Below are 12,633 nucleotides of genomic sequence, written 5' to 3' on the forward strand. Positions count from 1 at the left end.
GCGATCCTCGACCGGCTCCTGCACCATAGCCACGTGCTGACGATCCGCGGCGACAGCTACCGGCTCCGCGCCAAACGGAAGAGCGGCCTCATCAAGGCGCCGGCCGCCGGTGACGGCCCTCCGGTCGGCTCCGCCTCCCTCCGTCCCGTCACCGGCGGAAACAACCATCAAACGACATCATGAAACCGAGGGTGGGGGCAGTTCTTCATGACGCAAAGGGGGCAGTTCCGGATGGCGTTTGACACATCAGCTGCACTGGACCACCCCGCGGCTATCGAAACCTCGGCCCGTCAGAAGTGCCGCCGAGGTAACTTCACGCGCGGTCGTCGAGAGGATCGCAGGCGCGCCTAGTGGCGGTCAGTGACCAAAACAACCGGCGCCGATTCTTGGACGGGCTTGCGATTGCCCTCATCGGAAGCAACACCCGAGGGCTGGGCCGCAGCGCCTTGTGAGGCCCGTCCAACAGTTGTGGATGGAGCGGTGGCGACGACGACGGGATCCTTGGCGCTTGCCTGACGGTTCCAATCGCATGCGGTTGCCGGATAGGCGGTAAGAGTAACGGCAGCACAGGTCGTCGCAATCACGATCTTCTTCATGGCCGGGCTCCTCTTCGAGGCCACGTCATTTTACTACGATGAGCCTTGCTCGAATGCATCTTACTACGATGAGCCTTGCTCGAATGCATCGGCGTGATCACGAAGCTGCGAGAGCAATGCAGCCCACGGAGGCACGGGAAGCGCGTTTGCCGCTGGGGCTGCCAACTGGAGGGGCCGGATTCTTCAGCCTTGCCCGCCTGCACAGGATTACGAGGTCGTCAGCATAGGCCACGATGCGAGAGCCGAGGCTTCGCTCCAGCCCGAGCATCTTCGATCCCAGTACAAACCGGCGCATGTAGAGGTTAGCCAGCAGCAGATGCAGCACGCGCCGATCAACAATCCGGCGCTCCACCGACTTGAGAGGGTCGGCATGCGGAATGCTTCCGAAGTAGTCCGCGAGGTCGGCGTCTACGACTTCCGGGTGGCCGCGAAACAGCTGCTCTTCCACCTCGACCACCGCCTGTTGGGCATTGCGCCTGGGGCGGTAGGCATACTGCTCTGGTGGAAGATCGGCCTCAAAGATCGGTTCTAGCACCAGCATTGCTGCCGTCATGTAGACTCGATCGCGCAAGGTTGAGATGCCCAATGGCCTGCCTTCGGTATGTACACTCTTTTGAGTGGGTCGGGTCGATACGTCTCCTGCCTGAGCGCAAGCGCAAGTTTCGCCAAGCCACCGCTGCACCCCGTACACTTCGATGTCCGCGAAGTCCTGGCCGTCCACACCCGGTGCGCCCTTGTTGGAGCGGCATTGAGGATAGGCATGGGCCAAGATGTCTTCCCGGTTGATCTTGTCGTACAGGGCATAATAGCGGTAGCCGGCTTCAGCCTTCGCTTTCGCGTGCAACGCCGTCTGCAGTTTCTGAACACTCTTCGGAGTTGATAGGTTGCCCAATCCCCAGGTCCCTCACTACGTCTTGCGTTCGTCTTGAACTGAGGTCCCTTCCCTCCNCCGGCGTTACCCGGCTTCACCAGTACTACGAACCCCTCCGCATCCCCACGGCGCCCGGCCTGTCCCTCGCGGGCGTCCGGTTGGTCATCCCNGACCACGTCGTGGGGCCTCCCGTGTTGCGTACGCTTTCCTTGTGTACATGCTGTCGCCACTACCCCGGCGCAGCGGCTGAGCGTACTACTTCGCTCATTCCCCCAGCCGTATTAGCCTTTCCCGAAAGGGTCGTCGGGTCGGCCTGCGCATCGTCCTTTTCGAGGCTTGCTCGGCGTTCACTCGCGTTACGGCCTGCACACTCGCGCTGTCACCAATTCGTGACACGCTCATCGAGGGCTTCAGCCACTTCGTTACCTCCATGACTGCTCCGATTGCTTCCGGCTGGAGCGTTTGCCGAGTGGGACTTGCACCCACTGGAAAGCGCCGCCTTGTCACGGTGCACACCCGTCTCGGGCATTGGAGCCTGATAAAGCTTCCGGCACTGGTTCGCGCCATTGGCCGCTCGAAAGCTGCTATAGCTTCGGGATTGCGCAAGGCCCGCTCTCGGAGGGGTCACATGCGACGGCGCGGGTGTCTCCCTGTTTTACTTTTGCTGAGCGGTTGCGGCGGGACGACGCCCGAGTGTGATTTTTTAGATACGCGCAGTACTGTGGTTAAGATCATTTCAGACGACAGCAACAACGCGCTTGTCAACTACGCAGTCGAGAATTCGAGGGCGGTTGCGGCGATGCTAAGTAATGCGAACACAGAGTCTGAAAAACTTGCCATTTTGGAAAAGGCGAGACGAGGCGCCGCGTATAGGCTGGATGATACAATACGCACAAATTCAAGAAGCCGAGCCAAGCGAGCAGTTACTTGTTCTGGGTTGTTGCATGTGACCGTTGAGGATGTGACAGCGCAAAAAGAGGTAGACTTTAAAGTAGAACAAGCTGCGGACGGCAAGATTTCCATTTCGGTCAGCCCATTTCAATTTTGACCGATGCCACGTCACTGGCGACTACCGACGAGATACGCGAATGATGTCGTTTATTGGCCCATCAGCGAAGTGGCAGCAGTCTCAATGAGGTCCGCTCCGTGGGGCGTAGCGGGCTAGATTTGCTCGCGTTGAGTTCTTCGCATTTTGACCCGACTGAGACATTGGCGCGGGCCTTCTGTGCCGCGCTTAGGACCACGGCGGCTCTTCGCTTTCCCCGGCTGGCTCGTGGTGGATCGTGACGCCCGCCGAACGCAAGCCGGTCAGCAATACAGTTCTTATAGAGGCAGGATCGAATCCAATGTCCTTGGCGTGTGGTGGATGTGCCTCACTGCCCTTCAATCGGAGCGCCAAGTGTGCTGAACGACGAGATTGACCTGATCGTCAGTCATGATCTGCTTTTCCTGCTACCATTTGTTATCCGACTAGGTAGCACACATGAAAATTGGGCGGTACGCGATTGGACCGCCCCCACCAGATGCCGAGCGGCACTCGCCTCGACCGCCGCTTTTGATCCAGAACGGCCTATGCTGCACATCGAACGAGACATGCGAGACATCCGCTTCTCATGATCGTACAGTAAGGCTGCCCTAAATTCAGCCGGACGGTGGCCCCGTCGGACAAGCTGTATCACCGGCGCGGCCAGTTGTAGGCGACGGTGACTGAGAGACCAACGCGCTCCCGTCTGAGACGAGAGGGAGCGTGCCATGATCGACCAGCCTGATTTCGATTCATATTCAATCCAAGCACGTATCTGCCTTGGCATTGCGATCTTCGGCCCTCCTCGGTGCTGTGGCGATGACGAGCATCTACCTCGCGTAGTAAGGCCGCGAGCGGCGGCCTGAGAGCTCCCACTTCAGTTTTGTTCTGGCGTTGCTCCTATCCCGGGTGCATATTGGTTCCATCACTGCAGGCACCGTTGCTTCGGTCGGTGATGAGAACGCCGGTTGCGCTCCCGCCCAATTCACGTAGGGAAAGGAGAGTGCCATGAGACGACGCCCACAACCCCAAATATTTGACGAGAATCTGAACGCGGAGAGAGCCAGCATCATAGCGGAACTGGAAAACACACAGCCAGGACCGCAGCGTGATCTTCTGGAAAGCAAACTGCGCCAGCTCGAGTCCGCTTCTGCTATCGACGGGTGGCTGACGTCGCCGGGCCTGCAACCCCCTGAAGAATGAGGCCGCCTCAGTTGGTAGCTTTTGTGCAAGGGGTCAGCAGATGCAGGAGTATCGCGCATACATCATGGGCTTCGACGGGCATATCGAGCTTAGCACCCAACTGATTTGCGAGGACGAAACCGAAGCCAAGAAGCGCGCCAGAGCGTTGGCTGACGGATACGACGTAGAGCTATGGATTCAAGATCGAAAGATCGCGGAGTTTAAGAGTGAGTAAGGCCGCCTCAGTTGGCCGCCTCTTTCGTTCTCGTCGTCCTGCTATGTCATCTGCTGGCCCAGCAACCGACGTAGACCCGACACAGCCAGTTCGTCAGGTTCGTGTTGGCTGCCGGGGATGGAACAACTCTTCGACGGACTGTTTCGGGTCCTTAATCTGAGAGCGGTCCTTGCGATCGTTCTTTTGTGCTTCAAGCTTCTGTAGGAAGCGGAAACGCGGCGACCGGGTCGCATGCCCTGATCGGCCGTGCTTGGTCATACCGAAGCCCTTTTGGCCGCTGTGCGTCATTGGGCAGTGCCTTGGCTTGGCCCGGCGATCTCCTAAGTTGGATCGCAAGAGGTCGCTCGAAGTTGACCGACCGCAAGGCCCGGACGGGTGACGCCGGAAGACTACACCAATTCCCCAGACGAGCAAGTCGCCGAGGCTGGCAGATAGCAAAGCGGATGGTCCGCTACGGTCAAAGGCGGCGGTGGAAGCGACTGTGGACCGATGCCCGGCGTACCGCTGACAGCCGACGTGACGACCATCATTGGCCTGTTCGGCTCCGGGACTCAAAAGCGGCGGTCCCGAATGTCTGCGCTCGTGCCGCGGTTGCTTGCTAAGCAGACGTGAGCCCCGAAGGGTCTCGTTGCTTTATGAGTGCACGACTAAACGATGGCGAAGGTGTGCGCCCGATACTCGCACGGGAAACTCACGATGGCTTTGCTCTATCGAGAAATGGTTTCCAGGAGAGCGCCTCGCGGCTGGCCTCGTCTAGATGTCCATCCTCTAAGAGCCTTCCGACATATGTGAAGTATTCACAAAGGAATGAGGCGTCAGGCAGTTCGAACACGCGCTCACCGGGTACCCACAAATCGTATTTCCTGGCAGAGATAAATGCAGACATGATTGCTGGTTTGAGATCGCGCGCAATGTCCGGCCATCCCGACGATGCGGTCCTAATCTTGATGCTATCTGAAAGACTACGAAATTAATAACCGAGGCTCCGGAGCTCAAAAGCCCTTCTTTCGCCTGACTTCCGGGTTGACGAGTCTAATGAAACGCCGATTACGATTCCGGTCATCAAGACCAACGCAAATTTGAACCAACGTAGCTGGCCCACCGCGACGAGGTTGTTGGAAATTGTCGTGGCCACAGCGTTGGGCTCGGAAAAGACATTTTCCGCCAACCATGTTTCAAAAGTCGTGCCGATCAAGGGGATCAGCAAAAGACCCCAAATCCCAAAAAGAAGCGGTTTGAGCCATTTGGACATAGACCGCTATTGGCTAGCATACTCGAAAGAATCCTTGGAGGGCTTGTCGACTTTGGCGACGGGTCATTTTCGACCGACGCTGCGGGTTTCGCGCGCCGCTCGATGTCTGCTTTACTGCTGCTTAGCTCATAGGTCTGTCCGCGGTGCCTGCACGTTCTTTCCATCGTTGCGCTCTATCGAGGATGAGCCGCTGCTTACCTCCTTACACATGTGGCTTCTTGGGACGGCTTTCCTTCGCTTCTTCCTCAGTCAACAGTTGGCGGATCGTCTCGCGCTTGTGCTCGTCGGTCTCCTCTTCGAGGAGCTTCCGATACCGTCGGATGTTCTCGTTGTGGATGTACTGTTCCATAGAGCCAACCTCCCACGCGGAGAGGTATTATAGTCCGAACAAAAACTTAACGCATGTAATTCTTAAGCGCTCGGGCTCCCCGCGACGAACTAGGATAGGCTTAGATTTCGGTCGCGGGTCACCCCTTATTCGGGATGCGTCCTGACCGAAGCGATCCTGCCGCAAGGTGAGCACTTATAAATGCGGACGGCGGGCGAATTCGATACCGCTGGCAACTCACCTACGAGCGACATTTCACGGGAGCATTTCTCACAAGCCGGGCACGGCGCAGCTTCATTGGAGCGTGTCATATAGGATCAATCACTTAAGTGCAGCTATCGTGGGGCTGCCAAGAACAATCGGAAGAGGTAGGCGAGCGCTGTGGAGGCTTCCTATCCAACCGCGTTGGATAGGCTGACAAGGCCTGTGTCAATCGCAGCGATGTCGATTTCAATCTGTTCAATCGAGCGACTACAGTCAAAGCCCTTCACGGATTCCAGATCGACCGCAAGTCGCCGCCTATGCATTCTTAGGTCCTCTAGGGACTGGCGATCTCCTAACCGAGCATAGCCATCGACGATCAATTCGATTGCACTGGACATCACAGACCTACTCAAAAAAATTCGGAAAACAAACGCGCCGATCCTAGCTGGCACGGCGGTGAGTAGACAAACAGGACTGTCGTGGCTTCTGCCGGAAAGTCCTATCGGCACGACTCCTAGCGCGTCGTCCGGATGGCATCACTGTTGCGCCGTTTGAGCGAGGCGAGATCGGTCCCGATCTAGCCTGCCGGATGGGATTGGAGCCAAGCGCCTCGATCGGCCTTACCGCGGCGGGCGGCAGAAGTTCTGGATTAAGGTCAAGTACCAACAGCATCCAATGGAGCGCGAGCTGTAAACCCCAAGACAGGCTGTGCTGCCTCGTTTGAGCTAACCGCATTGCATTCTTCGAAGTAGGACGACAGTGCAAGCTCAGCTAGGTACTCCCAGTGTTCTGCTTCGGCGAGGAGCTTCCATTTGTTCATGCTGTTATACGCGGCCTGTTGACGGCACAGCGAACCCCTTGCGCGTAAGCGTCGCACCTTCTCCACTGCGAACCTCCCTTTGGGCTTTGTTTCTCACATGCCCGTTGTTAGTGCGGTCGGAGTTAAGTCTCGCAGATTGAAACGAGGAGTGATAGTCCGGTGTTTGACTGGGGCCAAATGATGACAGCGCAATCGTCTGACTTTTTGTTCTTGATTGCATCGGCTCGAAACATTGACGGGATCGAAAAGCGCAGCACAGAATGAAGGCGCTCTTTCCCGAACCTCAAGCCCCCCAATGTCGGAAGCGCGGCGGTCTAGTCGGGAGCGCCGTGCTTGGCCAATTGTTCGACCATTTCGGATGGCCCGCCTGCGTTGCAGGCGTGGGCGCGATCTTGGCTCTTGCGTCCCTTCTTGTCTCAAGGCTCAGACTTTCTTCTGATTAAACGGTTAGCGGCACGTATGGATCAATGTCGGATAGTAATCCGCCCGCAACCTTCGGCTAAGTGGCGGCCCAGCTCGATCGCTTGGGCATTGCCTACCTCCACGTCGTCGAGCCGCGCATCAGGGGCACCGAGGAGATCGCGCATGGTCAGGCGCCGATCGCCGCCCAGCATTTGCGGCCGAAGTTCTCCCGGACCTTGACCGCGGCAGGCGGCTTCGCACCGGATTCGGCGGAGGCTATCCTCGCGACCGGCGACGCCGACCTCGTCGATTCGGTCGTCACTTCGTCTCCAACCCGGATTTGCCCGAGCGGCTGCGGCGCGGCCTTCCCCTCAATCGCTACGACCGGTCGACCTTCTACGGCGGCGACGCGCGCGGCTAAGGTGACCACTGCCGGGGTTGAGTATTTCATCCCGATGAAAATTGTACCGGCCGCCAAGGGGCCGCTTTCAAAGCGGCCCCTTCCGATTCCAACATCCGCAGAGGCGGTGTGAGTGTTCCTCTAGGCGAACACTCTGTTCTCATTCAGCCATTTGCAACTCCCGCCCTGCGCTTCAAGGTTCTCGTTGGGGTAGCTCAAGGGACGGAGCGAGCCATGGAGTTGTACTGGGCCGAGAAGGTCATAGAAGCTAAAAGCGCGTCGACAGAGCACAGATGGTCGTCCTGGCCGCTTGCGGGGGACATTCCAGCGATGGAGTGTCCCCCACAATTCTCACCGGCATGAATGCCCAGAGCAACAACGTCTGGAGGCCGATGGGTGGCACTCTTAGACAGAACTCATGCAAGGCGACGTGGATATTTGCATCATCAAGCGTAACGTTGGCGCCTTGGCCAGTCGGAATTCGTTGCCTTCCAGGCGCGGTACGACCTTCCATGTACTTCAACCCCATCCACCAATTCGCCCACGTAGGGCAACGACACGTCGACGTACTCACCGAGGCGTAACCCGTGAGCATGCTCGGCGGTAGACCATGGTTTGCTGCATGGGGCCGGCAACGTGGTCCCGTGCGTCATGGTCGGCAATCGCCCACAGGATTCGCAGCGTCCTTGATGCGCTTTCGCGGGACCGGGGCTGCGTGCGGTAGAGAGGAAAAACGCACTGACGGGACTCGCGGGCCGCGACGGAGCCCCTCCTCGCCCTCAGGGTTGGGGAGAAAGAAAATTCGGTTGATGTGTCAGTGCGCGGAAATGGCGGGTTGGGGCAACTAACCTTTTGATTTGTTTTGTGGGTGGCAGTCCTGCCGGGCCGATCAAGAAATCAATGGCTTATTGGATGTTGATTCCTCGTCCCTTTGAGCCACCGCACCAGAAACGCTTCGCTTCGTCGTCATCATGCCGCACCTAAGCGGCTGGCGAGATATATCGCTCGACGCTCTATCTCACTAGGGCTTCTTCTTCCCGTCGTACTGTCGGCGGTCTTGCCGCATGAAACGGCGGAACAGCGCCGTGCGTCCTTTCATCCAGCGCCCCACAATCATGGATTTAGGTCGCCTGAACTGCCGCTGGCTTGCGCATATCGAAGCGGGCGCGCTGCGGTTCCGGACGCAGAAAAAGCAGTCCAATAATTCCGCCGACCAACGTAACGACGCCGCAGACCGAAAAGCCGAGGCTGTAGCCCTCCAAAGCTGACGCTGCTCCTTCGATGACGCTTCCCATGAGGTAAGGGGCCACGACTCCTGCCGACGTGCCGACGGCACTGTTGATGCCCAGTACAGCGCCGCGCTGCCCTGGCGGTGTTATCTCGGCAAGAATTGCGGGCGAGATCGGATAGACAATCGAAGGCAGCGCAACGCCGGTTAAGACCAGAATGATCTTCAGCCCAATACCGGCGACGTAAGGCGCCGCCAGCAGGGCAAGTCCGCCGAGAATGAGGGCTGAGCCAACCAAAACGCCGCGCGCCACCCGGCTGGTAGACCCGCATCGCATCATCCACTCGGAGATCCAGCTTCCACTGATAACCACGAGAAAGCCGACCAGGAACGGCAGCGCCGTCAACTGACCCGCTGCTGTCTGGGAGAAGCCCAGCGCCGTGACGAGCCACGGTGTGAACCAGGAAAGAATAAGTGCGAGGCCGAAATAGGCGCCGAAGTAGCTGCACCACGAAGCCAGGTTCGTTGGGCTCATCAGCAGGGTGCGGTAAGGAATATGATCCGCGGCAGTGGAGTCCGCCGCGACCTCACCTTTACCCTCCTCGCCCCAAATCGCCCAGATCAACACCCAGAGCAGCCCGACGACGCCGAGCGCGCCGAAGGCAGTATGCCAGCTGTAGTTGGTGATGATCCAGCTGAGGAGTGGGACCACAATAATTACGCCGACCGATGCTCCCTGAGAAATGATAGCGCCGGGAAGCGTACGCTTGTCATCTGGAAACCACTTGTAAGTCGCATGGAGGGCAACCGGATAGGCGGGTCCTTCTCCTGCTCCCAACACGATTCGGCAGGCGATCAAGGTTTCGATTCCGATCGTACCCAGCATGGGAAACTGGACCAGCGCCCAAACGAGACCCATTGCCAGGAGCGCCCATTTCGAACGGATTCGATTGACAAGAAAACCCGTGACAACTGCAGAAACCGAGAACAACAAGAAGAAGCTCGACCCAACCAGGCCGAACTGCTTCGGCGTCAGTCCCAAGTCGGTCATGATTGGCACGCCAGCCAAACCTACGATGACCTTGTCAGCGAAGTTGATCATCATGAAACCGAAAAGCAGGGCGACGATGGCCCAGGCTTTTCCGAGTGTCTTTTGAGCTTGCACCGGACTCCTCCCTTTTGTAGTCGCTTTTTGCTTATTGCTTCACGCGGCGGCGCATCTTCATGGCGCAGAACCTCTCAGTGCTCCTCGTGAGTCCAACGGACGCGTCTGGTCCGCCAGTTACGGTACTCGCTTGTGCTGCGCCCGGGGCGAACAGCGAAAATCTCACAGGTGCTCGAAACGGCAGCCGCGCGCTTCAAGGATCGGCTGCATTTCGCGAAACGCCGCGGCATTGCTGGTCAACGGGATGGCAGGATAAAGGTGATGGATGCCGTGATGCTCCATCCCGAGCACCAGGATATTGCCGAGCGGACTGGTGAAGAACCGAGTATTTCGATAGCGGCCTTTTTCCTTCGCCGGATGATGCGGCGCCCAACTCAGGAACAGCGAGATGTAGCTTGTGCCGATATGACGCGGCAGCCACCAGATCAAGGCCGCTTCCAGCGCGTAACCTGCCCAAGCGAGCACAGCGAGGATACCCCAGTAAGACAGCGTTTGCAGCGCGCCTTCTAAGGCGGCGCGATCGACGACCGGGTTGCCGCCGAGTCGCTTGATCGCGACAGCGTAGCTGTTTGGCCGACCCGGTTGCCGTCGCTTGATGCCGGCCAGAATCGCCTGCCACCACGTGTCGGCCTTCGCGCCATGATCAGGGTCGAGGTCGGGATCGTTCGTATGACGGTGATGCTCGATGTGGGTGATCCGCGCGATCTTGAACGGCAGCACCAGCGGAATGGTTGAGACATAACCAATCAATTCATTGAGCCACCGCAGGCTCTCTCCGGGTCTGGCGAAGTTCGAATGCTGGGCCTCGTGCGAAGGCAGGTAACAAAGAATGACGTTCACGGTTGCGATCGGGAACGTCGCCCATAGCGGCAGCATGCCGGTGAAAACAAGCGGCCAGAGGGCGAGCCAGCATACGAGATTGCCGAAGCCCCAGATCGCCATCGCGAGCGGAAACTTGCCGATATATTTGCGGGCGATCGCCCTCTCCTGACCGATAAGGTCATTGCGATCGTTGTTGCCATCGGCGGCCGCGAGAATGCCTGCATCCATGGTCATTGTCATAGCCAGCTTCCTCGAATTTTTGCGTAGAGACCCCAGGCGGCGCCAAGCGCGAGCCCGGGCCAGATCGGAGAGAAGCCGAACGATGTTCCGAGACCGGCGCCCGTCAGGAGTGTTGCAGTCAGCGGAGCGATAAAGCCCAGGCCGAAGAACAGCGGTCCCCACGGATTCAACCGTTGCAGCACGGTTCGGATCATGCGCGCTTGCCCCTTCCATTCTGGTTTCAGGGCGATATTAGTGAGCTTTTTTTCCGGCCGCGGTTTCGCGGGCATTTCTCGCTAACGAAACCGACCTACATTCAGGAAAGCGGACCGCCTTCAAGGGTGATCCGATGCATCAGGCGATGATGGCCCTGGTAGTCGTTGAGCGCCTGATGCCACGTGCAGCGATTGTCCCAAATTGCCATCGAGCCCGGGCGCCACTGAAAGCGACGGACGAAGCGATCCTGCGTGACATGCTGATAGAGATGGTTGAGCAGCGCCGCGCTCTCCTCGCGAGTCCAACCGACGATGCCAGTCGTGAAGCCAGGATTGACGTAGAGCACCGACTTGTGGCTGCCGGGATGGGTGATGATGAGCGGATGGATCGCCTGGGGGGTATTCTTGAAGCCACCCAACTCCACGCGATCGCTATTGGCGTAGTATCCCCCTTCGCCAAATGCGTGAGCCGATGCGTGATGAGCCTTCAGTGTGCGCAAGGTGGCCTTGAGCCCGGCTGAGAGTGCGTCGTAGGCGGCGTACAGATTGGCGAACAAGGTGTCACCGCCCACGGGGGGCGTCTCGACTGCCATCAGAACGGAGCCCATCGCCGGTGCTACGTCGTAACTGTGGTCGGTGTGCCATCCTCCACCGATATTGGTTTTCTGGGACTCGGACTTTTCAACCTTGGCAATCTCGGGGTAGCGTTCGGTTTTGGGAAAATAGCGATTGATCACGATCGGACCCAATCGGCGCGCGAAGCCGATCAGTTCCTCGGGTTCGAGCACCCGTCCATGGATGAAGACGACGCCGCGCTGAAAGACGGTGTTGCGAATGGTCTCGATCACATCGTCGCTGGCGCGCGTCACATCGATTTCTTCAATCAAGGCGCCGCAACGGTCCAACGGACGAATGTCTATAATTGCAGAACTCATGAGGGTCTTCCTCCCTGTGCCGGCATTTTCCTTATCAGCGCAGGATATCGGAGCGGATGTAAAAGACTGTCACTTCTGTTACAGTTCGGCATGGAAAAGGCCGACCTTGTCCAGACCCGCGAAATTCTGAAAAAGCAGACGTGGCTGCATGGTCACGGCGTGGACCTTGTGGAGCCGCTGTTAGCCCATGGCCGGTTGGTGAGCTTTGAAGCCGGCCAATGGACGCACGCGGAAGGTGACGAAGAGACCGGCATATTGGTTGTCATTCGCGGATTGGTTTACGTCTTGTGCAAGGCGCCAGGTGATCGGGAGGTTCTGATCGGCCCTACAGCTCCTGGCGGCGCGATTGGTCAGACGACGCGGTTTGGCGGAGGCCCGCGATTGGTTACGGTCCAATGCATGAATGACAGTCTGATCCTGCTCGCGTCCGACCGTGCCCTGACTCAGATCGCGATGAAACGGCCGCAAATTTGGCAAGCTGTCGCGGCGCTGCTTTATTTGCAGGTGCGCGATCTGCTCCAGCTCGCTGCAGAGGTGATTGCGTTGCCCCCGCGCCAGCGGCTCGCCGCCCGGATCACGCGCCTCGCGCAGGCAGAGGAGCAAGCCGGAAAATACGTGCTATCGCTCAGCCAGGAGGCGCTCGCCGAAATGGTGGGCCTAACTCGGAAGACCGTGAACGGCTACTTGGCCGAATTCGAACGCGAGGGTTTGATCAGGCGCACTTACGGATCAGCC

Annotated in this window: 12 protein-coding genes; 6 read left to right on the forward strand and 6 right to left on the reverse strand. The window is 58.5% G+C overall.

Annotated features, from left to right (window positions below):
- A partial coding sequence (locus YUU_RS0144530; protein ID WP_027527950.1) for an ATP-binding protein occupies window positions 1–183 on the forward strand: 183 nt, incomplete at its 5' end.
- A 164-nt stretch (window positions 184–347) separates the two neighbouring features.
- On the opposite strand, the gene YUU_RS59785 is transcribed toward YUU_RS0144530, so the two are convergent.
- Both YUU_RS59785 and YUU_RS54295 read right to left on the reverse strand, forming a co-directional pair.
- The gene (locus YUU_RS59785; protein WP_156944909.1) at window positions 348–596 is read right to left on the reverse strand and encodes a hypothetical protein; all 249 of its coding nucleotides are present in this window, start codon (window positions 594–596) and stop codon (window positions 348–350) included.
- Between the two features lie 97 nt (window positions 597–693).
- Window positions 694–1,488 (reverse strand): reverse transcriptase domain-containing protein, encoded by a 795-nt coding sequence (locus YUU_RS54295; RefSeq protein ID WP_051390261.1) that lies wholly within the window; start codon window positions 1,486–1,488, stop codon window positions 694–696.
- Between the two features lie 607 nt (window positions 1,489–2,095).
- Between YUU_RS54295 and YUU_RS59790 the strand changes: the two genes are divergently transcribed.
- From YUU_RS59790 to YUU_RS60755, 3 genes are all read left to right on the forward strand, one after another.
- A complete protein-coding gene (locus YUU_RS59790) occupies window positions 2,096–2,515 on the forward strand; it encodes a hypothetical protein (RefSeq protein ID WP_156944910.1) in 420 nt (139 codons plus the stop codon).
- A gap of 984 nt (window positions 2,516–3,499) precedes the next feature.
- Window positions 3,500–3,694, forward strand: coding sequence for a hypothetical protein (locus tag YUU_RS59795; RefSeq protein ID WP_156944911.1), 195 nt, complete (start codon window positions 3,500–3,502; stop codon window positions 3,692–3,694).
- Window positions 3,695–3,734: 40 nt separating this feature from the next.
- Window positions 3,735–3,908, forward strand: a complete 174-nt coding sequence (locus YUU_RS60755) for a hypothetical protein (protein WP_198031966.1) — start codon at window positions 3,735–3,737, stop codon at window positions 3,906–3,908.
- Window positions 3,909–5,362: 1,454 nt separating this feature from the next.
- On the opposite strand, the gene YUU_RS60760 is transcribed toward YUU_RS60755, so the two are convergent.
- Complete coding sequence (locus YUU_RS60760) at window positions 5,363–5,509, reverse strand: hypothetical protein (RefSeq protein ID WP_198031967.1); 147 nt, start codon at window positions 5,507–5,509, stop codon at window positions 5,363–5,365.
- Window positions 5,510–7,015: 1,506 nt separating this feature from the next.
- Between YUU_RS60760 and YUU_RS54300 the strand changes: the two genes are divergently transcribed.
- The gene (locus YUU_RS54300; protein WP_027527954.1) at window positions 7,016–7,447 is read left to right on the forward strand and encodes a hypothetical protein; all 432 of its coding nucleotides are present in this window, start codon (window positions 7,016–7,018) and stop codon (window positions 7,445–7,447) included.
- A gap of 988 nt (window positions 7,448–8,435) precedes the next feature.
- Here YUU_RS54300 and YUU_RS0144570 read toward each other — a convergent pair.
- From YUU_RS0144570 to YUU_RS0144585, 3 genes are all read right to left on the reverse strand, one after another.
- Window positions 8,436–9,707: an MFS transporter gene (locus YUU_RS0144570; RefSeq protein ID WP_027527955.1), complete on the reverse strand. Its 1,272-nt coding sequence runs from the start codon at window positions 9,705–9,707 to the stop codon at window positions 8,436–8,438.
- A gap of 162 nt (window positions 9,708–9,869) precedes the next feature.
- Window positions 9,870–10,982: a fatty acid desaturase gene (locus YUU_RS0144575; protein ID WP_198031968.1), complete on the reverse strand. Its 1,113-nt coding sequence runs from the start codon at window positions 10,980–10,982 to the stop codon at window positions 9,870–9,872.
- Between the two features lie 82 nt (window positions 10,983–11,064).
- Window positions 11,065–11,898 (reverse strand): TauD/TfdA family dioxygenase, encoded by an 834-nt coding sequence (locus tag YUU_RS0144585; RefSeq protein WP_051390263.1) that lies wholly within the window; start codon window positions 11,896–11,898, stop codon window positions 11,065–11,067.
- Window positions 11,899–11,988: 90 nt separating this feature from the next.
- On the opposite strand from YUU_RS0144585, the gene YUU_RS0144590 reads away from it, so the two are divergent.
- A partial coding sequence (locus tag YUU_RS0144590) for a Crp/Fnr family transcriptional regulator (protein ID WP_027527959.1) occupies window positions 11,989–12,633 on the forward strand: 645 nt, incomplete at its 3' end.

It is taken from the genome of Bradyrhizobium sp. Ec3.3, from assembly GCF_000472925.1.
In the GTDB taxonomy this organism is placed as follows: Bacteria; Pseudomonadota; Alphaproteobacteria; order Rhizobiales; family Xanthobacteraceae; genus Bradyrhizobium.